Source organism: Burkholderia sp. BKH01 (genome assembly GCF_025685725.1).
Taxonomy (GTDB): domain Bacteria; phylum Pseudomonadota; class Gammaproteobacteria; order Burkholderiales; family Burkholderiaceae; genus Burkholderia; species Burkholderia pyrrocinia_C.
The window spans coordinates 346,940-373,001 of sequence record NZ_JAOTQT010000001.1 but is presented as its reverse complement, the minus strand read 5'-3'; the positions used below and the strand labels follow the sequence as shown (position 1 = coordinate 373,001).

Below are 26,062 nucleotides of genomic sequence, written 5' to 3'. Positions count from 1 at the left end.
TGCGCACATATAATTTCATACCCGGATTCAGATGTCGTAGCGCCAGCTAAATACGGATGTCGTATTTTTCATCGGTTTCCCGTCATTCAGGGTTGAAACGCCGAGCCTGAAGCAGCAGGGCGCTTACGGTCAATTAGCGGGCCTTGGTTGACCGCCGGTCAGTTCCTTCCTGAAATGCGACCTGCTGAATCGCCGTCTCCATGTCAGCCACCGTGAGCCGGCGTGGCTTCTTTGCGCCGGATTGCGCTTCGTTCTCCCGCTCCGGAAGCCCTCGATGGGTTCGCGACGGCGCTGTCCCATCTGGATCAGTTCGCCCAGGCACGCCCGGCGCGCTCGCGGCTGGTAGACCTTGGGTGGACGCTGCCGGCGCGGAATCCACAATCCAGCCTCCGTCATGAGCTTCCTGACCATTTCCTTGGCCACAGGCGAATCCCGTGATATTCCCAGAGCTTCTCGCAGGTCAGCGTCGGTCCGAAATCGGCGTAGCGATCACGGATGATCGACAGCGCCCGGTCAGTAATTACAGCGTCCAGCCGATTGTTGCCGGGCTTCGCAAACCGTCCCGACACGAGACCTTGAGGTACGTGTTCTCGCAGCCGGGCGACCAGCAGGTGAACCTGCCGCGTCGTCGGTTTCAGCCGTTCCGCCGCGCGCCATGGCTTGAGCATGCCGTCCGCGATCATAGGTAGCCTGAATAATTTTACATAAGCCTTATAGCCAGTCCACGCCGAGCGGCGTATCCAGCTTGACGAGGCGGTTGTATTGTGCGTCCCCGAGACGCAAGGCTTGGTATAGCGTGCTGTGGCCCATACTGCATGCCCTTATTGGTTTTTGGATGGGGCAGTGGCTACTCTCGCTCAAGGGTCACAGCGACGCAATACGCTCGCGCCCCTCTTGCGATTATCGCAATAATCGCGACAATGTAATGCCCCTTCCTGCGTACATCGAATTTCCCCACGTCGGCGTAAAGGTAAAATATGACAAAACCCTGACAGTCGCGGGAATATCACGAATTTCTACTCTAATCCGCCCTCGGATATCGCACCGTGTTAAGGTAAATTGAACGACGGCACGCGGTAGATATCAAATCACGTCGATCATATCGGATTTACCGCCAGCGCCTCTTAAATATTGTTAAATCCTGGATGCCGGCGTAGATTAATTGGGGGTAGGTCTGTTGATGCCCGCCGAGGCGCGTCAGGGGGTACCTTTGATTCCCGCGCGTTTTTCCGGTTAGACACCTTTAGACCTGGTAAGGCTTTGCCTGGCGACCCCAAATAAATATTTATATAAAACAATGGGTTTGCGTCTACCCCTTATCCGAAGAGCTGTGACCGTTTTGGAGGCGTGGAGCAGCCCCCTGAAGCGCCGGACACAGTCACCCACTTACAATAACGGGTAGGCATAAGACTGTGTTTTTGACTAACACCAGGCAGGAAGTGATGGAAGTGTTGACGGTCCCGGAGCGCCGGCGGCGCTGGACGGCGGAGCAGAAGCTGGCGATGGTTCGCGAGAGTTTGGAGCCGGGGAAATCGGTTTCGATGGTCGCGCGCCAGCACGGCGTGAATCCGAACCAACTGTTCCACTGGCGCAAGTTGTACCAGGATGGGAGCCTGTCAGCGGTCAAGGCTGGGGAGGAAGTAGTTCCGGCCTCGGAACTGGCCGACGCGCTCAAGCAGATTCGTGAGCTGCAACGGATGCTCGGCAAGAAGACCATGGAGAACGAGATTCTCCGCGAAGCAGTCGAGTACGGCCGGGCAAAAAATGGATAGCGCACTCGCCCTCGCTGCCGGAGGACGACCAGTGAAACTGGTTTGTGAAGTTCTCGGCGTGTCGCGCTCGAACGTATCGGCACGACTGTCGCGTCCGGCGACGTGGCGCGATGGCCGTCAATCGAGGCAGACTGACGACGCGGTCGCGGCCGAGGAAATCCGCCGGGTCATCGGCGATTTGCCCAGCTATGGCTATCGCCGGGTTTGGGGCATATTGCGCAACGAGCGCGTCGCGGTTGGGCTGGTGCCGTTCAATGCCAAGCGCATCTATCGCGTCATGCGCACACATGGGTTGCTGATGCAGCGTCGACCGATTCCGCCTCGCCCCCAACGTCGACACGACGGCAAGGTGGCCGTAGCGCGCAGCAATCAGCGATGGTGCTCCGATGGATTCGAGTTTCGCTGTGACAACGGCGAGCCGCTGCGCGTGACGTTTGCGCTGGACTGCTGCGACCGCGAGGCGATGAGCTGGGCGCCCACGACGGCAGGCCACAGCGGTGACATCGTGCGCGACGTGATGCTGGCTGCAGTGGAAAATCGGTTTGGCAACGAACTGCGTACCCCGTCCGAAATCGAGTGGCTGAGCGACAACGGTTCGGGCTACACGGCCGACGACACGCGTCGGTTCGCACCGGCCATCGGCCTGAAGCCATTGACCACGCCGGTGTGCAGCCCACAAAGTAACGGGATGGCCGAGAGCTTCGTGAAGACGATGAAACGCGACTACGTCGCCTTCATGCCGAAGCCGAACGCAGCGACTGCTGCACGCAACTTGGCCATCGCGTTCGAGCATTACAACGAGAAGCATCCCCATAGCGCGCTGAAATACCGCTCGCCTCGCGAGTTCCGGCGCTCGATGGATTCAGCAACCTTAGTGTGACCCTGTGTCCGGTATTACAGGGGCAACTCCACCCAAGATCGTGAGTTGCCGCCAATCAAGTCGTGGTGGGCGTCCAGGGATGCGGAAGTAGCGAAGCGGTGTCGTCGGCGCGATGCGTATGCAGTCGGGTGAGCACGTCTTTCAGGTAGACGTATGGATCACGACCGTTAAGCAACGCCGACTCGGACGTCGAGATTTCCTATGTGACTCGCAGACTGGATACATCGGCTGGGATCCCAACGATCCTAAGAACGCGGGGAAGGCCGAAGCAGAACTCCATGAGCGCGACAAGGACCAGTACAAGAAGATGAAGGCGGGTCAGGACAAAAATCATCGTTGGATGTATTCCGGAATTTGCTATGTCGATCACATTTTCGGTAACTAAATGGTTGGTGTTTACGGTGGTCATTTCGATCGCCGCAAGCGCTTTCGCAGAGACGGCGGCCCCCGCCTCGGTCCGGCTCTCCAATGGCCGTGAGTTGCAACAAGATGGAAAGCGACTGGTCGAATTGGATGTCGCGCATCATCGCTCGAAGACGTTGCAGCTGCCGACCGCACTTCGTCGGGCCGTGGCCTCGGCGTCGAGCATCGGCTTTCCGTCCGCGAGCTCGAAAGTCGTCGACGGAAAGGAGTTCATCCTGGTTGTCGTGAATCAGTCGTCGAGCAACAATCCAATGGGTTTTTGCGGTGCGGGAGAGGAAAGCACCCTATATGCGCTGCAGGTCAAGGGCAACGTTGCCTCGTCTAAGTACGCAATGCCTGTGCAGAGTTGTCTGCATAGCGTGTCGCTCGATACCGACGTGAACAATCGATCTCATTGGCTTGCGATTGAATGGGTCGAGAATCCGGTCGGGTTCAAGATTACCTGGACCAACATTGACGATGCCGGTCCCGCGACCCGCGAGTACCGCTACAACGGCAACACATTTGTGCAAAGCAAGTAGAGGCGCGCATCGTTGCGATTCAGCAGAACTCCCGCACTGACGTCGGTAGCGCCCCGAGTAGCTCGGTCCGGTCGACGAGCTTGCTCGCAATCAGATGCCGCACCTTGCCTTCGGTGCTGCGTTCGGGGCCGGTGTTCCATTCGCGCATCGTGCATTACGAGGAAGACGAGCCGATCCAGTTCGAGGATCGTTACGTCAATCCGGCATTGTTTCCCGCGTATCTGGAACAGGACTTCACGGTCGAGACGCCGAATCACTACATGGTGCGGCTCGCGCCGATCCAGCGCGCGGAGTTCCGGAGCTACGCGCAGAAGCCCGACGCGCAGGTGCGCCGGCACCTCGTGATGGAAATCGGCGAGCCGTGCCTGTTGCTCAAGCGCCGCACGTGGGTCGGCGAGCAGGTCGCGACGTCGGTGCGGTTGTGGCATCCGGCGTCGCGGTTTCATCTGACGGGGAAGGTGTGACGGCGCGGCGGAGGCATAGGGCCTGTTTACGCCAATAACGGGCTTGCGCTGGCCTCGGGCAACGATGCTTCGGCATCGAATCCCACCTCGTAGCATCGCTCATATCCGCTGTCAGCAAGAGCGCGAACGGCTTACGGTCCTGATCGAGCCGGATCCTTCAGTCGTCGGTCGATTCCTCGATTCGGCTGCACGTGGTAAGCAAGCACGATTTCGTCACCGTCTCGTCGGCCACGATGCGTTTCAAGGTGCGTGGATGAACTTTGAAGCGTGCGGCGACATCTATAAGCGAGTTCTGCTTCAGCAACTTCAGCGCTTCTGCGCGTTGCTCATCATCCAGGGCTCGTTTGCGGCCGATGGGCTTACCTCGGGCACGTGCCGCTGCCATTCCTGCGCGAGTGCGTTCGCTGATAAGGCTGCGTTCGAATTGAGCAAGCGCAGCCATCAGATGAAAAATCAGCACACCGCCGGAGGAGTTGGTATTAATCGACTCCATGATCGAGCCGAACTGGACGCTTCGACCTTCGAGATGTGTGACCAAGTCGATGAGTTTGCTTAGCGAACGACCGAGGCGATCCAGTCGCCAGACCATTAACGTATCGCCGGCGGATAACGTGGTGAGGGCGGCGTCGAGACCGGGACGCGAAAAATCGGCACCCGAAACCCCCTGGTCGGTATGGATAGTCTCGCAGCCTGCACGGGTCAGCGCGTCTATTTGAAGCTCGAGACTCTGTTCATCCGTGGAAACACGTGCGTAGCCGACTATCATGTCCGCCACTCCAAGCCTGCCAATTCCGACGTAAGCCCCTGCTGCCCTTGATGTGCGACGACGGATACATCATGTCGGAGTGCTGCTTGTCGGAGGATCTGCTGTTCTGTATCCAACGTACTCAATTTCATCTCTCATTGGAGTAGGTTTGCTGCCGGACTGGTCAAGTGGCAGTTATTGATTGTCTGTGGCGATCTCATCGAGAGAGGTCGTTAGCTCGTTCCGCCCGTTCATTTCTGTCTCGTGTTCCGTTGTGTCGAAGTATTGGCAGTGCCGGATCGGACATAAAACCTGTTTTTTTCCTTTTCATTAGTTAAAGATTCGTCTGATAAAAATACATGGTTGCTAGTGGAAACCCTAAAAGCGGCGATAAAAGCGTTTCAACGGTGAAACGTAATTCCTGACAAAACCCATCAATCGTTAAGAAGAGTTAACTGGAGGGTGGTTTCGCGGATTCTACTGGACAAAAAGGTTCCTTTATTTCCACAGCCAATCGGGAGGCAGCGGTCCTTGTCAGTGGAGGCTGACAGCGATCCGAGGGCTGTTTCTACGAATTTGATACAAGGGAACGTTTGTGTTCAGGCCCCTAAATAGGCAAAACAGATGAAAAATCAGACTGGACAAGGCGTTTCCGGGGAGGTTGTTACCTGCGTGTGTGACGAAAATCGGCCGAATCGGCAGCAATTGCCGAAATGGTTGTAGGGGAATCGTAGGATTTTGGATCGTGATCGTCGGTAGAGCGCTTTTGTTGCTGACGCACAACAAACGCTGGATGAGTCCCGGATGCTGGCTGCGGGCTGGCTAGGTCAGGGATTGAAATTCGGGAGACAGTCGGCGCAATTATTGGAAATTGATGATTACGATTTTGCTATGAGAATCATTATTTATAGAAAATCGAATGAGTCTACTTCTGGTTAATTTTCGGTGGCTTGGGGTTTCGATGGGCGGTCAGGGAAGCTCGATATTTGCAAATGGTGGAATGAAATGAATAGGCGAAACTTGGATCCGATGTTTGCAAGCGAAGCGTGCAGACTGGTTCAGTCGAGTCAGATATTGGCTCATTTGCTGAATGCTACGCCCCCTGACGGTCTCAAAGACGTGGACGCATATGTCAATGCGATTGAGTCAATTGTTTTCGAACTGTTGGCACGACACCTCGACAGCGCGAGCAGAAGTTGTGCGCAGCGGGCCTACCAGGCGGGCATCGCAGCTGGGCTGTACGACGAGAATTCAGACGCTGGTGGCGCAGCCGTGCAGGACGAGGCGGAAGGCGAGCGATCCGGCGCACTGTTGAAAGTGATAGCGCGGGCAGGGTGGGAACACGGCCAGGCGATCCGACACTGGATTGTGCTGCAGCACACTCAGGAAAATTCTATTCCGGGCGATAGCGACAGCGCGGGATTTCGAGGCGCAACAAGCGCCTCTCTATAACACCTAGGATGATGCAGCGCCTTCGGTTGATGGATGTTTAATAAGCATTCCTGTTTAATATTATAGGCCGATGCGAGAAATCTACGCCTGTGTCGTGAGACAGCGCATGAGCCAATGAGGTGGCGAAAATGAATAGGTCATACAGAACTATCTGGAATGAGGCGCTTGGGGCATGGGTTGCGGCGTCGGAACTTGCCATGGCGCGAGGCAAATCGAACAAGTCGACCGTCGTGAAGGCCGTTGCGGCCGCCGTGCTCACCGCGGCTGCTCAAGGTGGCTATGCCAGCACGATCGGAGTGGGTTCGCTCGCGGTCGCGGGCGGCTCGGCGTGCGGTTCCTCCGGCGTTGGCCCGGACGGCACGACCAACTACACCAGCCGCGCGATCACGGACGGTAACGGCAGCTTCTCCACGGTTGCGGGTTGCTCCGCCAACGGCAATCTCAATTTGGGTGTCACGCTGTACGGTTTTTACACGACCGTCACTGGCGCCGGCGGCACGGCGATTGGCTTGGGTGCGGACGCTGCCAAATGGGCAACCGGTGTCGGTTTGCAGGCGACTGCGTCGGGAGAGGCAAGTAGTGCGTTCGGATTTAACGCATTGGCCAGTGGCACAAATTCACTGGCTCTGGGCACGGTAGCTACTGCTTCGGCAGCCAATGGCATTGCCATTGGGGTTAACGCGCTCGCATCCAGCGGCGTAATTGGATTCAGCACGGCGATAGGTACCAATGCCACTGCGTCAGCCCAGAACACGATGGCGATTGGGGATTCCTCGACAGCTAGCGGAGTCGATGCCGTCGCGCTTGGATACAATAACAAAGCCAGCGGAAATTTCTCATATGCGAGCGGTATTTCTAATATTGCTAATGCCAGCAATTCCGTATCCGATGGGCAAGACAATTTGGCGTCTGGAGTCAACTCGGTCGCATATGGGATATCCAATACGGCAGGTGGGAGTTATGCGGAGACGATTGGCCAGGGAAATACCGGTAGCGCCAACAATACTGTGGTAATGGGACTAAACAATCGGAGCTATATAGATTCCTCGGTTGCAGTTGGTTCTTCAAATACTATCGGATCTACTGCAACCGCCGCCAGGGGGACGACGGATGTTGTATTTGGTACTAATAACGTTGTAAATGCTGCAGACACTGGGTTTTCCATAGCAGTGGTGGGGATGTCAAACACCGCGGCTGGTGTAGCTAATTTGGCGATCGGAATATCTAACAACATCGTTGGCGGTGGCAACGCAGAGGCAATTGGTGTTGCCAACGTGGTTGGCGTAGCGGGCGACGCCACCAATTATTATGACGCTTACGGGCAGCGCAATACAGTAACCGGCATTCAGTCCGTCGCGCTGGGAAATTTCAATACAGCTACCGGCGCAAATGCGCTCGCACTGGGGCGCGTTAACGTAGCCTCAGGCCAAACCAGCTTCGCGGCCGGCAATGCGTCGACCGCGAGCGGCGCCACTACCGTCGCGATTGGCAATACCTCAACGGCAGCTGCAGCTTCGACGGTAGCGCTTGGCGACACGAATACAATTGCCGCCGCTGCCGGTACCGGCTCGACGGCGATCGGCTACAAATCAAGCGTGACGAGCGGCACCGGCGCGGTTGCGATCGGCAGCCAGCAGACCGCTAGCGGTAACGGTGCCGTTGCCATCGGCGATCCGAACAGCGCGACCGGCACGGGCGCGGTGGCCGTCGGCGCAAACAATACGGCGAACGGGCAGGGCGCGGTCGCGGAAGGTAACAGCAACACGGCAACCGGTCAGGGATCGGTTGCCCTGGGCAATACGTCGACCGCCGCCAGCGCGGGTTCCCTGGCAATGGGCGATACGGCGAGCGTTGTCACGGCCGCGACGAATGGCGTGGCGCTGGGCTCTGGCGCTGTAGTAAACAACGCGAATGCCGTGGCGTTGGGTTCCGGTTCGGTGACGGCGGCGGCGAATCCGACCGCGACGGGCACGATCGGCGGCGTGACGTACAACTACGCGGGTACGACGCCTTCGAGCGTGGTGAGCGTGGGTGCGCCGGGCGCGGAACGCCAGGTGACGAACGTGGCGGCAGGGCGAGTATCGGCGACGAGCACGGACGCGATCAACGGTTCGCAGCTGTTCGCGACGAACACGGCGATCAACAGCCTGTCGACCTCGACTTCTACGGGCATCAGCTCGCTGTCAACGGGCCTGAGCTCGACCAACAGCACGGTGACGTCGCTGTCGACGTCGGCGTCCACGGGTATCAGCTCGCTGTCGACGGGCTTGAGCTCGACCAACAGCACGGTGACGTCGCTGTCGACCTCGGCGTCGACAGGAATTTCTTCGGCCAACAGTGCGATCACGTCGCTGTCGACGTCGACGTCCACGGGCATCAGCTCGCTGTCGACGGGCTTGAGTTCGACCAACAGCACGGTGACGTCGCTGTCGACGTCGACGTCCACGGGCATCAGTTCGCTGTCGACGGGCCTGAGTTCGACCAACAGCACGGTGACGTCGCTGTCGACGTCGACGTCCACGGGTATCAGTTCGCTGTCGACGAGCCTGAGTTCGACCAACAGCACGGTGACGTCGCTGTCGACGTCGACGTCCACGGGTATCAGCTCGCTGTCGACGGGTTTGAGCTCGACCAACAGCACGGTGACGTCGCTGTCGACCTCGACTTCGACGGGCATCAGTTCTCTGTCGACGGCAACCAACAATCTTGGCAGCAGCACCGCCTCGGCACTCGGCGGTGGCGCGGCCTACAATCCGGCGACTGGCACGATTTCGGCACCGTCGTACACCACGTACAACGCGAACGGAACGACGACGACTGCCAACAACGTCGGCACGGCGATCGACAACATCAACAGCCAGGGCATCAAGTACTTCCACGCGAACTCGACCGCGCCGGACAGTGAGGCATTAGGCACCAACTCGGTCGCGATCGGACCGAATGCGGTGGCGAACAATACCGGTGACGTCGCACTGGGCTCGAACTCGGTGACGGCGGCAGCGAATCCGACGGCGACGGGCACGATCGGTGGCGTGACGTACAACTACGCGGGCACCAATCCGACGAGCGTGGTGAGCGTCGGCGCACCGGGTGTGGAGCGTCAGATCACGAACGTGGCGGCCGGTCAGGTGACGGCGACCAGTACGGACGCGATCAACGGGTCGCAACTGTTCGCGACGAACACGGCGATCGACAGTCTGTCGACTTCGACATCGACCGGTCTGTCGAGCGCGACGAGTTCGATCACGTCGCTGTCCACGTCGACCTCGACGGGCATCGGTTCGCTGTCGACGGGCCTGTCGTCGACGGACAGCAGCGTGACGTCCTTGTCGACGTCGACGTCGACCGGCATCGGTTCATTGTCGACCGGGTTGTCGTCGACGAACAGCAGTGTCACGTCCCTGTCTACGTCGACTTCGTCGAGCATCAGTTCGCTGTCGACGTCGACGTCGACAGCGATCGACGCAGCCAAGACGCACTACTACAGCGTGAACGACAACGGTACGCAGCAAGGGAACTACAACAACGACGGCGCGACGGGCATCAACGCGCTGGCGGCAGGCACGAACGCCACGGCGGCCGGCGCAAGCTCGGTGGCAGTCGGCGACGGCGCGAACGCAAACTCGGGTGGCGCGGTGGCGATCGGCCAAAATGCGATGGCGACCGGCGGGCAGGCTGTGTCGATCGGTGTAGGCAACACGGCAAGCGGCGACGGTGCAGTGGCAATCGGCGACCCGAACGTCGCGACGGGCACGGGTGCGGTCGCGATGGGGGCGAACAACACGGCGAACGGTCAAGGGGCGGTGTCGTTAGGCAATGCAAATACCGCGACGGGTCAGGGTTCCGTGTCGCTGGGCAATACGTCGACGGCGAACGGTGCTGGCTCGATCGCGCTGGGTTCGAGCGCGGTGGCGAACAACGCGAACGACGTGGCGCTGGGCTCGAACTCGGTGACGGCGGCGGCGAATCCGACGGCGACGGGCACGATCGGTGGCGTGACGTACAACTACGCGGGCACCAATCCGACGAGCGTGGTGAGCGTCGGCGCACCGGGTGTGGAGCGTCAGATCACGAACGTGGCGGCCGGTCAGGTGACGGCGACCAGTACGGACGCGATCAACGGGTCGCAACTGTTCGCGACGAACACGGCGATCGACAGTCTGTCGACTTCGACATCGACCGGTCTGTCGAGCGCGACGAGTTCGATCACGTCGCTGTCCACATCGACCTCGACGGGCATCGGTTCGCTGTCGACGAGCTTGTCGTCAACAGACAGCAGCGTGACCTCGCTGTCCACTTCGACGTCGACCGGCATCGGTTCGTTGTCGACCGGGTTGTCGTCGACGAACAGCAGCGTGGCCTCGTTGTCGACGTCAACGTCGACCGCGATCAACGCGGCGAAGACGCACTACTACAGCGTGAACGACAACGGCACGCAGCAAGGGAACTACAACAACGACGGCGCGACGGGTATCAACGCGCTGGCGGCAGGCACCAACGCCACGGCGGCCGGCGCGAGCTCGGTGGCAGTCGGCGACGGCGCGAACGCAAACTCGGGTGGCGCGGTGGCGATCGGCCAGAATGCGATGGCGACCGGCGGGCAGGCTGTGTCGATTGGCGTAGGCAACACGGCAAGCGGCGACGGTGCGGTGGCAATCGGTGACCCGAACACGGCGATCGGCACGGGCGCGGTGGCGATGGGGGCGAACAACACGGCGAACGGGCAAGGTGCCGTGTCGTTGGGCAACGCGAACATTGCGACTGGCCAGGGTTCCGTGGCACTGGGTAACACATCGTCCGCGAACGGTGCGGGTTCGATCGCGCTCGGTTCGAGTGCGGTGGCGAACAACGCCGGCGATGTGGCGCTGGGCTCGAACTCGGTGACGGCGGCACCGAACCCGACGTCGTCGAGCACGATCGGCGGCACGACGTACACCTTTGCCGGCGCGTCGCCGACGAGTGTCGTGAGTGTGGGCGCACCGGGTGCGGAGCGCCAGATCACGAACGTGGCGGCCGGTCAGGTGACGGCGACGAGCACGGACGCAGTCAACGGCTCGCAACTGTTCGCGACGAATACGGCGATCGGCAGCCTGTCGACTTCGACGTCGACGGGGCTGTCGAGCGCGACGAGTTCGATCACGTCGCTGTCCACGTCGACCTCGACGGGTATCGGATCGCTGTCGACCAGCCTGTCGTCGACAAGCAGCAGCGTGGTCTCGCTGTCGACTTCGACCTCCACCGGCCTGTCGAGCGCGACAAGTTCGATCACGTCGTTGTCCACGTCGACCTCGACCGGCATCGGCTCGCTGTCGACCGGCCTGTCGACGACAAACAGCAGTGTCACGTCCCTGTCTACGTCGACTTCGTCGAGCATCAGTTCGCTGTCGACGTCGACGTCGACAGCGATCGACGCAGCCAAGACGCACTACTACAGCGTGAACGACAACGGTACGCAGCAAGGGAACTACAACAACGACGGCGCGACGGGCATCAATGCGCTGGCGGCAGGCACGAACGCCACGGCGGCAGGTGCGAGCGCGGTCGCAGTCGGCGACGGTGCGCACGCCAATGCGGCTGGCACGGTGGCGCTCGGTCAGAACGCGGTGGCGAGCAACGCCGGCGACGTGGCGCTGGGCTCGAACTCGGTGACGGCAGCAGCCAATCCGACCGCATCGGGCACGATCAACGGCGCGAACTACGCATATGCCGGTGCGACGCCGGCGAGCGTGGTGAGCGTCGGTGTGCCGGGCGCGGAACGCCAGATCACGAACGTCGCGGCGGGCCGCGTGTCGGCGACCAGCACCGACGCCGTGAACGGGTCGCAGTTGTATGCGACCAATCAGGCGGTCGACACCCTGGGCAATACCGTCAACAACATCGAGAACGGCGGCGGGATCAAGTATTTCCACGCGAACTCGACGTTGCCGGACAGCCAGGCGCTCGCTACGAACAGCGTGGCGATCGGGCCGAACGCAATCGCGACCAACGCGGGCGACGTGGCGCTCGGCGCGGGCGCGGTGACGGCGGCGGCGAACCCGACGGCGTCGGGCACGATCGGCGGCGTAACGTACAACTATGCCGGCGCGACGCCGACGAGCGTGGTGAGCGTCGGGGCGCCGGGGGCGGAACGCCAGATCACGAACGTGGCGGCCGGACGCGTGTCGTCGACCAGCACGGACGCGATCAACGGATCGCAGCTCAACACGGCGATCCAGGCGATCAACAGCCTGTCGACCTCGACGATGTCAAACATTGCGTCGCTGTCGACCAGCGAAGGCGGGGACAGTTCGTTGATCACGTCGCTGTCGACGACGATCAGCCGGCTGTCGACGACGACCATCGCGAACGGCTCGCACTACTACAGCGTGAACGACGGTAGCGCGCAACAGGGCAACTACGACAACAGCGGCGCGACGGGTTCGAACGCAATGGCGCTCGGCCCGAACGCGGTGGCGTCCGGCGCGAACGGAGTGGCGATCGGCAGCGGCGCGAACGCAAACTCGGACGGCGGCACGGTGATCGGTGCGAACGCGTTGGTCTCGGGCAGCAAGGGTACAGCGATCGGCACGGGCGCGACGGCATCGGCGGCCGGCTCGGTTGCGCTGGGCGCGAACTCGGTGGCGAGCGAGGCGAACACAGTGTCGGTCGGTGCGCCGGGCAGCGAGCGGCGGATCACCAACGTCGCGCCGGGCATCAATCCGACCGATGCGGTGAACGTGTCGCAACTGGGGGCGGTCCAGCAGGACGTCAACAACGTGGCACGCAAGGCCTACGCGGGCGTCGCGGCAGCCACCGCGCTGACGATGATTCCCGAGGTCGATGCCGGCAAGACGCTGGCGGTCGGGATCGGCGGAGCGAGCTACCAGGGCTATAGCGCGGTTGCGATCGGCTTCACGGCGCGCCTGACGGAGAACCTCAAGCTGAAGGGCGGAGTGAGCGGCAGCAGCGCCGGCTATACGTACGGCGCGGGTCTGGGCTATCAGTGGTAACGCGCAATGCGCGCGGTGGCGCGCCTGTCCTCTGTGGAAGGACATCACGTTTGAAAGGGGCAATCATGTCTACTGCAAGAACTGGAGTGCTGCTCGCCACCGTGCTGCTGGCCGGATGCACGGCTGCGTCGGGGCCGACCTACAGCGCGTATTCGGTGGCATTGCCCGACGGGGCGTACGCCTATCGCGTCACCTGCTACGGCCTGCTCGAAGGGCCTGGCGCCTGCCGCAAGGAGGCGGCGTCGATTTGCAAGGATCAGACGGTGACGGTACTCGAGGCTCAATCGGGTCTCGGCGCCACGTCCGGCGGCCAGCCGGACGACCGTTCCCTGCTGTTCCGCTGCGGCGCACCCACGGCTGCCGCTGCGCCGGGTGCGCAGCAGCCGTCTCCCGTGCCGGTGCCGCCTGAGGTGACGACTTTTGCCGCCGACACGAACTTCGACACCGATCGCGCCGATCTGAAGCCGGTCGCGCGAGACCGGCTGGACCGGCTGATCTCCGAGTCGCGCGGGGCGCGGATCCGTACCGTGACGGTCAATGGCTATACCGATTCGGTCGGCCCGGACGACTACAACGTCGGGCTGTCCGAGCGGCGCGCCCGGGCGGTCGGCGCGTACCTGCAGTCGCACGGGCTGAGCGCCGAGCGGTTCGTCAGTCGCGGATACGGCAAGGCCGATCCGGTCGATTCGAACGAGACGGCAGCCGGACGCGCACACAATCGCCGCGTCGAGGTGCGGATGGATGTCGATCGGCAATAGCCGGCACCGAGAGCGTTGACAGGCAGTTCGTCGGCTATCGCGCCGGTGTGTCTTCCCCCCCGTAAGCGCATCGGACGAGACGAAAAGCCCTGGTTGGTCGTCACGTCGCCGTGACGGCTCTTTTTACAAGGCGGAGCATCCCGTCCGGTAACGGTAGCGCGCGGCCCGCGTGCCGGGTCGACCTTCGGGAGAAGCAGAAAGGACGGATAGGGACATGGCAATCAACGGAACGATCGCGTATCTGGCGGTGGTGCTGGTCGCGTGCACGGCGACGATGCCGGCGCGAGCCGGGGGGCTCGAATCACTGCCGCCGGCCGGCCCGGCGGCTGCGCCGGCGATACCGGCTGCACCGGGTGCCACCGTGCTCGCGCAGGCGGCGCAGGCAGTCGGTATTCGACGCTGTTATGCGGCGGTGGACCAGGTATCGACCCGCATGCTCGCGGGCACGCGGCGCACCGATGTCGCGCTGGATTGGGATCGCCGCGATCCGGACGGCGAGCCGTTCTTCGCCGTCGCCGGCCTCGAGTATCAGAGCGAGTCGGCCGTGCTGTCGCTGACGACGGTACCCGCGCCGACGGGCGGCTGCACGATCCTCGTCGAACGCGTGTCGAGCGCGCCGTTGCCGTGCAAGGCGGTTGCCGCGGCGCAATTGCGCGACTACACGAGGACGCCGCTCGTGAAAGCGGTCGCCGTCTACACCCACCCTGGCCGCCCACGGGAAACCGTCACGCTGGTGGACACGCCACCGGCCTGCCTGATCGTCAGGCGCCAGGTACAGTTCAGATGGGGCGCTGCGCAGTGACGAGCGTAGCGCTGCCCGATCGCTTGCCGCGCGGGAAGTCGCATCAACAGGAAACGGATCGTGCAGAGGAACGTGTCATGAAGTCCTATAGCGAACTGCTGGAGCAATTGGACCAGTTGAGAAAGGAGATCGATATCGCGCGCGAGCACGAAGCTCGGCGCATTGCGCAACGCGTTCTGGAGGTACTCGCGGAAAACGGAGTGAACGTCCAGGAGCTCGCGACGCACTCGTCGCGCGGCCCACGGCGCGGCACCAAGCTCGAACCGAAATACTGGAATCCGGATACCGGCGCGACGTGGGCAGGGCGGGGGCGCATGCCCAGCTGGCTGGTCGGGCAGGATCTCAAGCGATTTCTTATTCATCAGGATAATGAAAAGATTTACTAAGAAAAGACAATTTAATTTTCTTGATTATAAAAATGGCAAAAGAAATAGAGCATGGGTTGCCGATAAAAATAAGCGCGCATTGCAAGGAGACTTTGTATCGCGCTGTATGGAGATCAACCGATGGCCCAATCACCGTCTATGTGCACGCTGAGGATGTTCATGCCGCCAGGAGTCGACTCTCGATAACCCTTGGGTGTCTAGTGTCGGACCAGGCTGGTGCCATTGATCTCGGCGAGGTGTATTCCTATGCAGAATTGCTTCGGATGGGGACGAGTGATCGGGAGGATCTCCGTATTTTTGAAACTGGACGCACTGGCGACGCGGTGGTCGAGTGGGTCGATCGTCCACTTTTCCTCAGTACCGATCAGACGCTGATTGCGCAGTGGGTGATGTTATTGATGTATCGGGTTCGGCTGGTCGCGCGAGCAATCGACGTTCCGGAGAGGGGGGCAGGAGGACGGGAATGAGCCACGGAACTCCTTGCTCAAACCAAGGCGAAATTGTCCAGATGAAACGCTAATAATCCGGATTTTTTGTGAAAATCAAGGTGACTTTTTATATCAAATAAATATTGTGAGCGAGGGAAGTCGAATTTCGACTGGCGTGGGTATTTCGCTAGCAGGCTGGCGAATGGAATCAATGCGAGACAAGTCTGGTTTGAGGCTGGAGGCCCGAGAGTCGTTTCTCCATTCGGCAAACGAAGACATCGGGCAACAGTATCATGGACGTATTGACCGCTACTTGTATGGTCCTTCTATTCGGAGGCCAGGTATGGTTTTTCCGGAAAGCGAGGCGTCTGGCCATTTCCGAGCATCTGGCGAAAGCCGCCGTGAACATCACCGCCGATGCTATCCTCGCGACGGACAATCAGGACCATATCGTCCTGTTCAACTGCGCGGCCGAGCGTTTGTTCGGACGGAGCGCGCCGTCCGTGATGGGCACCGATATCACGGCGCTCATGCCGGAATATCGTTCGGTATGCCGCGGCCAGACCGGGTCGGGGACAAGGGAAACAGATCGTATCGCGCCCGATGTGTCCAGCCTGAAGGCGCTGTATCCGGACGGTGCAGCGTTTTTCGTCGATGCGACCGTTTCGAAGACCATCGTCGGCAGAAAGACGTTTCGAACGATCGTCGTGCGAGACGTCAGCGAGCAACGCAGTCTGTACGAAGCGTCCAGCGACAGCGAAGCGCACTACCGTGAGCTCGTCGAACTCAGTCCCGTCGCGACATGGTTGAGCCGCGATGGAACGATCGTCTACGTGAACCCGGCATGCGTCGCCTTGCTCGGCGCAACCGAGTCGGCGGAGGTGATCGGGAGCCCCTCGTCAGACTGGCTCGATCCGGACGGCCGCGTTGGCGTGCGCCGGCAGGTTTCAGGTGCGTTGCATGCGCCGGGAATGGCGACCAGGCCGACGAGCGGCAGGGTGACCCGGGTTGACGGGCTGGCGCGGGATGTCGAGGTCCTGGCGACTGCGTTCGCCCAAGCGCGCCCCGCGTCGATTTTGGTCACCTTGCTGGATGTCACCTTGCACAATACGACCGAACGCGAACTACGCGAGTCGCGGCATGCGTTGCGCGAACTGGCCCGCGCGCTGCAGATCGCACGCGAGGCCGAGCGAACGAATCTTGCCCGGCAACTGCACGACGAGCTCGCGCAACAGCTCAACGTTGTCAAGATGGAAGTCGCCGCACTGAATGCCGGTCGCAATCCGCAACCGTCACGGGACGCGTTCGCGAACCCGGACGGCCACAGGATTGGCGCACAACTGGACGATCTTGTCGATCGGGTGCGCCGCATCACGGCCGATCTTCGGCCGCCGATGCTCGATGATCTCGGACTCGTTGCGACCCTCGAATGGCTCGCACAGGACCTGCGCTCTCGATATGGGCTGCGGATAGATACCAACCTGCGCGAGACGGGCATCGACACGGCTGCCTCGTGCGTCCTGTACCGGATCGCGCGGGACGCACTCGAGCGCGCGCGGCTCCACGCGTCGAATTCCCGTATTTCGCTGCACTTGCTGGAGTCCGGCGGCTTCGTCAGGCTGACGGTGCGCGAGGACGACTTCATCGACGACGAGCTCGCCAACGGGTTGCCACCTGCAATGCTGTTCGCCATACGGGAACAGGCCGCGATGGTGGGCGGCGACGTGGAATGGAAAGCCCTTCGGGCCGGCGGTCAGGAACTCGTCGTTCACTTGTCGTTGCTGGGCCGCCGTAGCGACCATCCGTGACCGCGAGTGCCCGTCCGCGTCGTGTTGTCGATACCACGCGATCGTAGGGGCCTTTGATTTCCGCGCGTCTTTCCGGTTAGCCCCCTTTAAGCCTGGTAATGGTTTGCCTTGCGGTCACACATTCATATTGAAATCAAAAGGTCGGTCGACAACCTACGCAACTCTACCGCGTCGTCGAGCTTGCAGATTGAATTAATGAAAAAAACATCGGGTAATACCGAGTATGTCGAGTGCATATCATCTCGTCTATAACACGATAACAAAATACGCACATCAAAAACCGATCCGAAAAACTGTCCGGCCGCGAACCTGAGAGTATCTTTTTCGTGATTGGGGATCATTCATGAAAGTTGGATACGCGAGGGTATCGACGGACGAGCAGCACCTCGACTTGCAAGTCGAGGCATTGCGTGCCTACGGTTGTGATCCGATTTATTCAGATAAAGGAGTCTCGGGTGCATGTTTCGAGCGCCCAGGGTTGACTGCCGCATTGCGGCAGTCAACCGACGGAAGTACATTCGTTGTGTGGCGCCTCGATCGACTGGGGCGATCACTCACCCACCTCATCACCATCATCGGCCAACTTGCCGCTGCAAATGTGCAGTTCGCTTCGATTACCGAGACCATAGATACCAATACGCCTGTTGGACGTTTTACCTTCCACATGATCGCGGCGCTGGCCGAGTTCGAACGCTCGCTCATCAGCGAGCGCACGCGCGCCGGCCTCGCAAGTGCCAGACAGCGCGGCAGCAGATTAGGACGGCCACCTGCTCTCGATGTAGTAGAGCGACAGCATGCACTTGCGCTACTGGTCACTCATACGGAAGCGCAAGTGGCGGACATGCTTCAAGTTCACAGCCGCACGCTTCGACGAAGTCTTGGCCCGGCGCACCATTACGAATATGAATCTTGGAGGTCAGTTCAAAAACCCTGCTCGGCTTGCCTGAAGCTGTTCCGGCAGACGAGCGCACAGCCAGGTTTCAAGAATGCTCGATATTCAACACGGTTACTCAGGTCGCTTCCTAAGGTACCGGCGCAGCGTCCGAACATGAACACAATAGAGAGCCGCCACCTCTGCCTCCGTGCAGATTTCCAATAGTACCCGCGCTCGAACTTGATCTTGTGTAGAGAGGGAAAATGGGCGCCCAAGCTTGCTACCTCGACGTCTTGCAGCCGATAGTCCGGCTCGGGTACGCTCGCTAATCAACGCACGCTCGAACTCTGCCAGGGCAGCTATCATGTGAAACGTGAAGCGGCCGACCGGGGAACCCGTATCGATACACTCGGTGAGCGACACGAACTCGACGCCCGTTTCGCCAAGCTGCGTGATGATCTGGATCAAATGGCTGATCGACCGCCCCAGTCGGTCCAGGCGCCAAACGACCAAGGTGCTCCCATCCGATATCGCACCAAGTGCCTCTCTCAGCCCGGGCCGGTCACAGCAAATACCTGAAATTCCTTGATCAGAGAAAATGACATCGCATCCGTAACCTTGTAAAGCCGAAACCTGGAGATCAAGGTGTTGCTCTTCAGTTGAGACCCGCGCGTAGCCGACCTTCATGGTTTCTCCCAACAATTGTGTCGCGGTAAGGTCTGTAAGAAGATAAACTTTTGATAGAAAGGATTCCTTACGATACTGACGAATAGAACCGAGTGGTAACTGTTCGCGCGATGCCGTTGTCCTTCATCTATCCAGTTACGAACCTGGTTCGATCGCCTGATTTTACCTGACCTCCCTGGTGCGAAAGAATCCGATTGCTTGCTTCTTTCTGTACTTTCTGTATTGAATCGATCGGGAGCGCACGTCCAGATCGTTACGCTAACCGGGCGCCACGAGGATCCCGCGGCGCTCCCGCCACCCCGACCTCACCGTAACCGGACGATCGTCGACTTCAACTCCATATATTTCTCCAGCGCGTGCAGCGAGTTGTCGCTCCCGTTGCCCGACTCCTTGAAGCCGCCGAACGGGAAGTTCATGTCGTCGGTTTCCTCGTAGCCGTTCACCCATACCGTGCCGGCACGCAACCGGCGTGCGGTTTCGTGCGCGGTCGTCAGGTTTGCCGTCCACACCGATGCCGCGAGCCCGTAGCGCGTGTCGTTCGCGAGCGCGACGGTCGCGTCGAGATCGTCGAATGCCGTGACCGCAAGCACGGACCCGAAGATTTCCTCGCGCACGATCCGCGCGTCGGCACGGGGGCAGGTCACACGTACTATCACGAGGTTCGTCCCCACTCCGCATTGCAGTGGATGACACCTGCCGAATTCGCCCGTCAGGCAAGGGAATCCGCCTCGCCTGACAACTCAACCAAGCCGGACATCTCCACTTCCGACCGGGACTAATTCTGGTTCAGGGTCAGGCGCCCCAACAGAAGTACGCGCTTTCCCCGGCCATCGGGAGCGTGGCTCTCGGTCGGAAGAGTGAGGATGTACGGGATTATTCAGTGTGTTCCTTTTTGTTGCTTCAGAGGGGAGCCGGTGTGTCCTTCCGCAACCGCCGGCCGATTCGTCTGGTCAGACTGGTCGGATGGTTTGGTGCATGGGCGCGCGCCGCGAACGGGCAACCGCGGCGTTCGGCATCGATTCGTGCACCGAAATGAGGAATGCATTTCGGCACGCTTGGCGGCTATTGCTGACAATTGAAGCGTTAAGCGGGGGTGGCCCGGTTTTTGCTGAAGTGGGCATGGCCGCGCAACGGTTGCGCGCTGCCCGACGACAGACGAGACAAGGAAGACTTACCGTGAATTCGATCACCCGACCGTTCCCCCGACGCGCATGGCTGGCTGCGCTGATCGCCGCGCCCGTGATGGCGTTGTTTGCCGCCGCACCTGCGCGTGCCGACGCGCTCGACACCATTGCGAAAAGCGGCACGCTGCGCGTTGCGGTGCCGGAGGACTATCCGCCGTTCGGCTCGATCGGTACGGACATGCAACCGCAGGGCTACGACATCGACATGGCCGCGCTGCTTGCGAAATCGTTCGGCGTGAAGCTGAAGCTGGTGCCAGTGAACAGTGCGAACCGGATTCCGTACCTGACGACCGACAAGGTCGACATGGTGATCTCGTCGCTCGGCAAGACGCCGGAGCGCGAGAAGGTCATCGATTTCTCGACCGCCTACGCACCGTATTTCCAGGGTGTGTTCGGGCCGGCCGACGTGAAAGTGAGCGCGCCCGCCGACCTGAATGGCAAGACAGTCGGCGCCACGCGCGGCGCACTCGAGGAGATCGCGCTGTCGCAGCTTGCACCGAACGCGACGATCAAGCGCTTCGAGGACAACAACGCGACGATCCAGGCGTTCCTGTCAGGGCAGGTGCAGTTGATCGCGGCCGGCAACATCGTCGCAGCGGCGATTCTCGCGAAGAATCCGCCGCGCCGGCCCGAGGTCAAGTTCGTGATCAAGAATTCGCCGTGCTTCGTCGGCGTGAACAAGAACGAAGCACGCCTGCTCGCGAAGATCGACGACGCGATCGCACATGCGAAACAGGACGGCACGCTGAGCGCGATGTCGAAGAAGTGGCTCGGCCAGCCGTTGCCTGCCGGCCTGTGAGCGATCGCCGCCGTGCCTGCGACGGCGCGGCGATCGTCGTCTGAACCCGATCCTTCCCATCTGTCATGAGCTATCAGCTTCAGTTCGGCGAGCTCGCCGAATACGCCGGCATGTTCGCGAGCGGCGCCGCGACCACGTTCGCGCTGACCGCCGTCGCGACCGTGCTCGGCGTTTCGATCGGCGTGCTCGGCGCGGCCGCGTACAGTGCCGACGTGCGTGCGGCCGTGCGGCTGCGCCCGTTGGTCGGCGCGTACGTCGAGGCGGTTCGCAATACGCCGTTCGTCGTCCAGCTATTCTTTATCTTCTTCGGATTGCCCGCGCTCGGCGTGCGCATCGACGAATACACGGCCGCGATTCTCGCGATGACGCTGAATCTCGGCGCGTACTCGGTCGAGATCGTGCGCGCGGGCGTCGTCGCCGTGCCGAAGGGGCATCTCGAGGCGGCCGCCGCGCTTGCGATGTCGCGCGCGCAGATGCTGCGCCACGTCGTGTTGCCGCAAGCGCTCGCGAAGGTGTTTCCGGCGCTCGCGAGCCAGATCGTCATCACGATGCTCGGCTCGGCCGTCGTGTCGCAGATTTCGGTGGCCGATCTCACCTATGCGGCGAGTTATATCCAGTCGCGCAATTTCCGCTCGTTCGAAACGTACTTCGTGATCGCGCTCGCGTATCTGGCGATGGCGCTGCTGCTGCGCGCCGTGCTTGGCTCGATGGGGCGTCGCCTGTTCTCCCGCCGTGTGCGAGGTGCGCGATGACCGATTTCACGTTCGGGCAGATTCTTGCAAACCTGCTGCTCGCCGCACGCTGGACGGTCGTGCTGTCGATCGTGTCATTTCTGTCCGGCGGTCTCGTCGGCCTCGGGTTGCTCGTGATGCGCGTGTCGAACTCGCGCGTGCTGCGCAGTTGCGCGAAGCTGTACATCGAGGTGTTCCAGGGAACCCCATTGCTGATGCAACTGTTCGTCGTGTTCTTCGGCCTGCCGCTCATCGGTCTCGATGTGTCGCCGTGGGTTGCGGCCACGGCCGGCCTCACGTTCTTCACGAGCGCGTATCTCGCGGAAATCTGGCGCGGCTGCGTCGAGGCGGTGCCGAAAGGGCAGTGGGAGGCATCGGCAAGCCTCGCGATGAGCTACGTCGAGCAGTTGCGTCATGTGATCCTCCCGCAGGCCGCGCGCATCGCGATCGCGCCGACGGTCGGCTTCGGCGTGCAGGCCGTGAAGGACACGGCGCTGGTGTCGATCATCGGCTTCACCGAGCTGACCAAGGTCGGCGTCGCGATCTCGAACGCGACGTTCCGTCCGTTCGTCGTGTACGGGCTCGTCGCGCTCATCTATTTCGCACTCTGTTATCCGCTTACCCGTTACGCGCGCACGTTGCAAAGGAGATGGAATGCCGCTCGTTGAAACCCGTGGTCTCGAAAAGAATTTCGGTACCCATCATGTGCTCAAGGGCATCGATTTCTCCGTCGAACGCGGGCAAGTCGTGTCGATCATCGGCCGCAGCGGCTCGGGCAAGAGCACGCTGCTGCGCACGCTCAACGGGCTCGAGAGCATCGACGCGGGCACGATCGCGATCGACGGCGAACGCGTCGATGCGCGACACGCGGACTTGCGTGCACTGCGGCTCAAGGTCGGAATGGTGTTCCAGCAATACAACCTGTTTCCGCATTTGAGCGCCGGGCAAAACGTGATGCTCGCGCAGTCGGTCGTGAAGAAGTCGCATCGCCAGCAGGCGCGCGCGATCGCGGAGCTGATGCTCGAGCGTGTCGGCCTCGGCGACAAATTCGACGCGTTTCCGGAACAGCTGTCGGGCGGTCAGCAGCAGCGCGTCGCGATTGCGCGCGCGCTCGCGATGAAGCCGAGCGTGCTGTTATGCGACGAAATCACGTCGGCGCTCGATCCGGAACTGGTCGGCGAGGTGCTGGGTGTGGTCGAGCAGCTCGCGCGCGACGACATGACGTTGATCATGGTCACGCACGAGATGAACTTCGCGCGCGCGGTGAGCGACAAGGTGGTGTTCATGCATCAGGGCAGGGTCTGGGAGAGCGGGACGCCGGAGGAGATCTTCGTGCGACCGGGGACGGTGGAGTTGAAGCGGTTCCTTGGAGGGCTTCAGAAGACGGAAGAGTTCGCGAGCTGACGCCGGTCCGCTCCGCGGATGTTCGTGACGGTGCTTGATCTGCTCCGAGCGGCGGCGGCGTGTTGCTCGCGGCGCACGTGAGTTCGCTCGGCGCGGCCGTCACGCTGATCGCGAGCCTGTTCGCGTTCGTGGCGCCGCAGGCGTGGTGGTCGCTGCTGAAGGAGATCGTGCCGCGGGATCGAGCTCGTGGTGGCTGGCGCGTCGGCGCTCGCCGGTGCGGTGATTCTCGCGTTCGCGGTGGGCTCGCGTGCGGTCACGCAGATGCGCGACGCCGTGTGACGAAACTACGCGGCGGTGCGCACGAAGCTCACGCGTATGCGTGGATCAGCGTGTCGAGATTGCGTTGCGCGAGCGGCGTGAGCGGCGCGAATTCTGCCGATTGAAACAGCGGGACTTGCCCGCGCAGCTGTTCGAGCGCCTGCTTGCGGCCCGCGCGAAAGGTTGCCGACGGCGCATCGGGATCCTGCGCCCATTCGCGTGCGATCGCGCGGTCGTATTCGCGCAGCCGGTCGGGCGTGGATGCGAGGATCGCGAGATCGGCGTCGAGAAAAATCCGCCCGGCGCGCTGCAAGTCCGGATCGGGCGCGAACGTATCGGGCAGCCGGTGCGACTTCGTCGCGAGCACGAGGTCGTGTGCAGCGGACACATGCGATGCGTGCGCATGCAACCACGGCTCGGTGCAGCGTTCGTTCGTGACCTGCACGAGCCAGTGCGCGCTGCGCGCTTCGTTGTCCGCATAGTCCGGCAGCGTCGTCGCGTAGACGAAATCGTGCGCCCATACGGCGAGCTCGATGGCTGGCCACAGCGGTTCCGTGCGATACGGCGCGAGGTGTGCGAACAATTCCGCCAGGTGCGCGAGCGTGTGGTAGAAACGCTGCGGCTCGCTGTATGCACGCTCGACGAGCGGCCAGACCGCGGCTGTGCCGAAGCAGGCGTCGCAGGATGCGCGCAGCGTGCGGGCGAGGTCGGAGGTGAGGGTGTTCATGTCGACGATCGTTTCGGGCAAGCGCTGCGCGCAGCATAACAAACGCGGCGGCGCGTGCAGTTTCTACACGTTGACGGTACCGCGCCCGAGTTCGATCACGCGCCCCCCGACACCGATTTCGCCGTTTGCGCCGACCGACAACCGCAGCCTGCAAGGCCGGCCGACGGCGTCGCCTTGCTCGACCTGAAAGGCCGCAGGCAGATCGTGTTTGGCGGCAAGCAGCCAGCCACCGAGGTTTGCGCAAGCCGATCCGGTGCCCGGGTCTTCCGAAATGCCGCCGCCTTGTTTCACGAAGAAATAGCGGGAGACCACTTTCCCGGGGCGCTCGGCGTCGAACGCGAACACGTAGGCGGTCTTGCGGCCGAGGCTGCTTTTCGGCCAGATGTCGAGGTATGCGCTGTCGGGCTGTGCGCGGCGCACGGCGTCGGTGTCCTTGAGTGCGACCAGCAGTTGATCGGCGCCTGTATCGACCCAGATCGGTGGCGCGAGCAGTTCGTCTGCTGTCAGCCCAAGCAGTGCCGCCGTCCGCGCATCGGACAACTCGCACGCTGCCGTTTTCGGCATGCCCACGTGCGGCGCGATGAACGTCCACGTGTCGTCGTGCGCATTGACGTTGACAACCCCGGCCTTGAATTCGAGCGTGAGGTCATCGCCTGCTTCGAACAGATCTCGCACGACATGCGCTGTGCCGAGCGTGGGATGGCCTGCGAAGGCCATTTCATACCCCGGCGTGAAGATGCGGACCCGTGCATGCGCGCGGTCCGACGGCAGCACGAAGGTCGTTTCGGACAGGTTGAACTGCACGGCGAGTGCCTGCATGGTCGCGTCGTCCATGCCTCGCGCATCTTCGAATACGCAAAGCGGGTTGCCGCCGAACGTGGCTTCGGCGAATACATTCAGCAGGCGGAAGGCATACGTGGTCATTTGAATCTCGCGTGGATGCAACGATCACCGGATTGGGGGCAAGGGCGTGTCGGCTGTTTGCGTCGGAGCCGTGAACGCATGTCGTTGCGATGCAGTACGCCATTGTGCCTGCAAGATTCGATCAAGGGCGCAGCACACGTGCCGTCTGTTTTTCATGCATGATCGGGTTTCTCCGGTTGGTCGACGGTGATCCGATCCGGGAATTCAAATTCCCGCGACACGGGCAGATATTTTTGCGTTCGAGCAGGCAGTCGCGCCCGAGCGCGCGCCGTTTGCGGCCGCATGCGAACACGGATTCACCCGATTTCGCGGCAACGACGCCGTTCCCCGGCAACCCATGTCGGGTTCGGTATCGCCCGGAGCTTGCAGATTCAAGCGTGCAGGAGGACGACATGGCATCCGACAGCAGTGTCCTGGGAACGATCGTACGCGGCGTGGAAGGCTTCCGGATCCCTGCCGAAACGGATTGGCTCGCGGCGAAGCAATATCTGACCGACAACGATCGACAGTGGAAATTCTCGGCTGTCCTGGTGGCGATCGTCGCGCGGCGCGAGCCGACGATCCTGCTGACCAAGCGTTCGTCGGGGCTCAGCGAATACTCGTCGCATGTGAGTTTCCCGGGCGGACGTCCGGCGGATTCCGACGGCAGCATCGGCGCGACCGCGCTGCGCGAAGCGTTCGAGGAAATCCGCCTCGAGCCCGGCGCGATTCGGGTGGTCGGGTGCCTGCCGATTCATAAAACCAGAAAGCGCAATCACGCGATCTTTCCCGTGATCGGCATCGTGCCGGAATCGGCCGAATGGGAGGCGGCACCGGCCGAAGTCGACGAGATCTTCGAGTTTCCGTTCTCCACGCTGCTGAATCCGGATCTGCTGCGGCAATACACTGACGGCGAACGCGCGGGCGCCTGGTACTGGGCGGATCAGGCGCAGGACATCTGGGGCGTGACCGCGCTCATCCTGAAGTCGCTGGCAAGTCTGGTTCTCGATGCTGCGCGCGGTGGGGCCACACGTCGCGACTAGGTTCGCGCGCCGGACCGTCATCCG

The 26,062-nt window shown here is 61.5% G+C and carries 18 protein-coding genes and 6 pseudogenes; 17 read left to right on the top strand and 7 right to left on the bottom strand.

What is annotated here, in order from left to right; translation table 11 throughout:
• Positions 1-297: 297 nt before the first annotated feature.
• A pseudogene (locus tag OEJ37_RS01690) lies at positions 298-683 on the bottom strand (ISNCY family transposase); the annotation flags it as partial.
• A gap of 759 nt (positions 684-1,442) precedes the next feature.
• Between OEJ37_RS01690 and OEJ37_RS01685 the strand changes: the two are divergent.
• A protein-coding gene (locus tag OEJ37_RS01685) for an IS3 family transposase (protein ID WP_263342974.1) occupies positions 1,443-2,652 on the top strand; the annotation gives its coding sequence in 2 pieces (ribosomal slippage) (positions 1,443-1,762 and positions 1,761-2,652; 1,212 coding nt in all).
• 55 nt (positions 2,653-2,707) lie between these two features.
• Here OEJ37_RS01685 and OEJ37_RS01680 read toward each other — a convergent pair.
• Positions 2,708-2,848 (bottom strand): annotated as a pseudogene (locus OEJ37_RS01680) (transposase domain-containing protein); the annotation flags it as partial.
• Between the two features lie 163 nt (positions 2,849-3,011).
• Here OEJ37_RS01680 and OEJ37_RS01675 point away from each other — a divergent pair.
• The gene (locus OEJ37_RS01675) at positions 3,012-3,596 is read left to right on the top strand and encodes a hypothetical protein (protein ID WP_263342973.1); all 585 of its coding nucleotides are present in this window, start codon (positions 3,012-3,014) and stop codon (positions 3,594-3,596) included.
• Positions 3,597-3,712: 116 nt separating this feature from the next.
• Positions 3,713-4,060: pseudogene (locus OEJ37_RS01670) on the top strand (UTRA domain-containing protein); the annotation flags it as partial.
• A 157-nt stretch (positions 4,061-4,217) separates the two neighbouring features.
• On the opposite strand, the gene OEJ37_RS01665 reads toward OEJ37_RS01670, so the two are convergent.
• A complete protein-coding gene (locus OEJ37_RS01665) occupies positions 4,218-4,826 on the bottom strand; it encodes a recombinase family protein (protein ID WP_174422096.1) in 609 nt (202 codons plus the stop codon).
• Between the two features lie 999 nt (positions 4,827-5,825).
• Between OEJ37_RS01665 and OEJ37_RS01660 the strand changes: the two genes are divergently transcribed.
• The 9 genes and pseudogenes from OEJ37_RS01660 to OEJ37_RS01625 form a co-directional block, all read left to right on the top strand.
• Positions 5,826-6,257 carry a hypothetical protein gene (locus tag OEJ37_RS01660; RefSeq protein ID WP_174422097.1) on the top strand — a complete coding sequence of 144 codons (432 nt, stop codon included), beginning with the start codon at positions 5,826-5,828 and terminating at the stop codon, positions 6,255-6,257.
• Positions 6,258-6,385: 128 nt separating this feature from the next.
• Positions 6,386-7,069, top strand: a pseudogene (locus tag OEJ37_RS35005) (ESPR-type extended signal peptide-containing protein); the annotation flags it as partial.
• A 366-nt stretch (positions 7,070-7,435) separates the two neighbouring features.
• On the top strand, positions 7,436-13,246 hold the full coding sequence (locus OEJ37_RS01655) for a YadA-like family protein (RefSeq protein WP_411859226.1): 5,811 nt from the start codon (positions 7,436-7,438) through the stop codon (positions 13,244-13,246).
• A gap of 86 nt (positions 13,247-13,332) precedes the next feature.
• A complete protein-coding gene (locus OEJ37_RS01650; RefSeq protein WP_317891507.1) occupies positions 13,333-14,004 on the top strand; it encodes an OmpA family protein in 672 nt (223 codons plus the stop codon).
• 214 nt (positions 14,005-14,218) lie between these two features.
• Positions 14,219-14,806 (top strand): hypothetical protein, encoded by a 588-nt coding sequence (locus tag OEJ37_RS01645; RefSeq protein ID WP_263342969.1) that lies wholly within the window; start codon positions 14,219-14,221, stop codon positions 14,804-14,806.
• A 77-nt stretch (positions 14,807-14,883) separates the two neighbouring features.
• Positions 14,884-15,192 (top strand): H-NS family nucleoid-associated regulatory protein, encoded by a 309-nt coding sequence (locus OEJ37_RS01640; RefSeq protein ID WP_175919734.1) that lies wholly within the window; start codon positions 14,884-14,886, stop codon positions 15,190-15,192.
• Between the two features lie 32 nt (positions 15,193-15,224).
• Positions 15,225-15,659 carry a hypothetical protein gene (locus OEJ37_RS01635; RefSeq protein WP_263342968.1) on the top strand — a complete coding sequence of 145 codons (435 nt, stop codon included), beginning with the start codon at positions 15,225-15,227 and terminating at the stop codon, positions 15,657-15,659.
• Positions 15,660-15,913: 254 nt separating this feature from the next.
• Positions 15,914-17,428, top strand: coding sequence for a PAS domain S-box protein (locus tag OEJ37_RS01630; RefSeq protein ID WP_317891506.1), 1,515 nt, complete (start codon positions 15,914-15,916; stop codon positions 17,426-17,428).
• Between the two features lie 343 nt (positions 17,429-17,771).
• Positions 17,772-18,308 (top strand): annotated as a pseudogene (locus OEJ37_RS01625) (recombinase family protein); the annotation flags it as partial.
• Positions 18,309-18,434: 126 nt separating this feature from the next.
• Here the strand turns inward: OEJ37_RS01625 and OEJ37_RS01620 are convergent.
• Both OEJ37_RS01620 and OEJ37_RS01615 read right to left on the bottom strand, forming a co-directional pair.
• Complete coding sequence (locus OEJ37_RS01620; protein WP_174418469.1) at positions 18,435-18,989, bottom strand: recombinase family protein; 555 nt, start codon at positions 18,987-18,989, stop codon at positions 18,435-18,437.
• A 305-nt stretch (positions 18,990-19,294) separates the two neighbouring features.
• Positions 19,295-19,615, bottom strand: a pseudogene (locus tag OEJ37_RS01615) (aldehyde dehydrogenase family protein); the annotation flags it as partial.
• A gap of 550 nt (positions 19,616-20,165) precedes the next feature.
• Between OEJ37_RS01615 and OEJ37_RS01610 the strand changes: the two are divergent.
• The 4 genes from OEJ37_RS01610 to OEJ37_RS01595 all read left to right on the top strand — a co-directional run bounded on the left by OEJ37_RS01610 (position 20,166) and on the right by OEJ37_RS01595 (position 23,107).
• Positions 20,166-20,972 (top strand): transporter substrate-binding domain-containing protein, encoded by an 807-nt coding sequence (locus OEJ37_RS01610; protein ID WP_175919730.1) that lies wholly within the window; start codon positions 20,166-20,168, stop codon positions 20,970-20,972.
• A gap of 65 nt (positions 20,973-21,037) precedes the next feature.
• Entirely contained in the window at positions 21,038-21,724 is a 687-nt protein-coding gene (locus OEJ37_RS01605) for an amino acid ABC transporter permease (RefSeq protein ID WP_263342967.1), read from the top strand.
• Positions 21,721-22,371 (top strand): amino acid ABC transporter permease, encoded by a 651-nt coding sequence (locus OEJ37_RS01600; protein ID WP_152862232.1) that lies wholly within the window; start codon positions 21,721-21,723, stop codon positions 22,369-22,371. The genes OEJ37_RS01605 and OEJ37_RS01600 overlap by 4 nt, the downstream gene beginning before the upstream one ends.
• Positions 22,358-23,107, top strand: a complete 750-nt coding sequence (locus OEJ37_RS01595) for an amino acid ABC transporter ATP-binding protein (protein ID WP_175946199.1) — start codon at positions 22,358-22,360, stop codon at positions 23,105-23,107. The genes OEJ37_RS01600 and OEJ37_RS01595 overlap by 14 nt, the downstream gene beginning before the upstream one ends.
• Positions 23,108-23,414: 307 nt before the next feature.
• Here the strand turns inward: OEJ37_RS01595 and OEJ37_RS01590 are convergent, their stop codons facing one another.
• Positions 23,415-24,092, bottom strand: coding sequence for a hypothetical protein (locus OEJ37_RS01590; RefSeq protein WP_263342965.1), 678 nt, complete (start codon positions 24,090-24,092; stop codon positions 23,415-23,417).
• Positions 24,093-24,155: 63 nt separating this feature from the next.
• Positions 24,156-25,016: a PhzF family phenazine biosynthesis protein gene (locus tag OEJ37_RS01585; protein ID WP_263343140.1), complete on the bottom strand. Its 861-nt coding sequence runs from the start codon at positions 25,014-25,016 to the stop codon at positions 24,156-24,158.
• Positions 25,017-25,408: 392 nt separating this feature from the next.
• Between OEJ37_RS01585 and OEJ37_RS01580 the strand changes: the two genes are divergently transcribed.
• Positions 25,409-26,038: an NUDIX hydrolase gene (locus OEJ37_RS01580; protein ID WP_263342964.1), complete on the top strand. Its 630-nt coding sequence runs from the start codon at positions 25,409-25,411 to the stop codon at positions 26,036-26,038.
• The last annotated feature ends 24 nt before the right edge of the window (positions 26,039-26,062 follow it).

Excerpts from the sequence above, each read along its gene's own strand:
- OEJ37_RS01620 (WP_174418469.1), bottom strand. The coding sequence starts at position 18,989 with ATGAAGGTCGGCTACGCGCGGGTCTCAACTGAAGAGCAACACCTTGAT.
- OEJ37_RS01595 (WP_175946199.1), top strand. The coding sequence starts at position 22,358 with ATGCCGCTCGTTGAAACCCGTGGTCTCGAAAAGAATTTCGGTACCCAT.
- OEJ37_RS01675 (WP_263342973.1), top strand. The coding sequence starts at position 3,012 with ATGTCGATCACATTTTCGGTAACTAAATGGTTGGTGTTTACGGTGGTC.
- OEJ37_RS01655 (WP_411859226.1), top strand. The coding sequence starts at position 7,436 with ATGTCAAACACCGCGGCTGGTGTAGCTAATTTGGCGATCGGAATATCT.
- OEJ37_RS01645 (WP_263342969.1), top strand. The coding sequence starts at position 14,219 with ATGGCAATCAACGGAACGATCGCGTATCTGGCGGTGGTGCTGGTCGCG.
- OEJ37_RS01585 (WP_263343140.1), bottom strand. The coding sequence starts at position 25,016 with ATGACCACGTATGCCTTCCGCCTGCTGAATGTATTCGCCGAAGCCACG.
- OEJ37_RS01600 (WP_152862232.1), top strand. The coding sequence starts at position 21,721 with ATGACCGATTTCACGTTCGGGCAGATTCTTGCAAACCTGCTGCTCGCC.
- OEJ37_RS01605 (WP_263342967.1), top strand. The coding sequence starts at position 21,038 with ATGAGCTATCAGCTTCAGTTCGGCGAGCTCGCCGAATACGCCGGCATG.
- OEJ37_RS01640 (WP_175919734.1), top strand. The coding sequence starts at position 14,884 with ATGAAGTCCTATAGCGAACTGCTGGAGCAATTGGACCAGTTGAGAAAG.
- OEJ37_RS01580 (WP_263342964.1), top strand. The coding sequence starts at position 25,409 with ATGGCATCCGACAGCAGTGTCCTGGGAACGATCGTACGCGGCGTGGAA.
- OEJ37_RS01630 (WP_317891506.1), top strand. The coding sequence starts at position 15,914 with ATGGACGTATTGACCGCTACTTGTATGGTCCTTCTATTCGGAGGCCAG.
- OEJ37_RS01665 (WP_174422096.1), bottom strand. The coding sequence starts at position 4,826 with ATGATAGTCGGCTACGCACGTGTTTCCACGGATGAACAGAGTCTCGAG.
- OEJ37_RS01635 (WP_263342968.1), top strand. The coding sequence starts at position 15,225 with ATGGCAAAAGAAATAGAGCATGGGTTGCCGATAAAAATAAGCGCGCAT.
- OEJ37_RS01590 (WP_263342965.1), bottom strand. The coding sequence starts at position 24,092 with ATGAACACCCTCACCTCCGACCTCGCCCGCACGCTGCGCGCATCCTGC.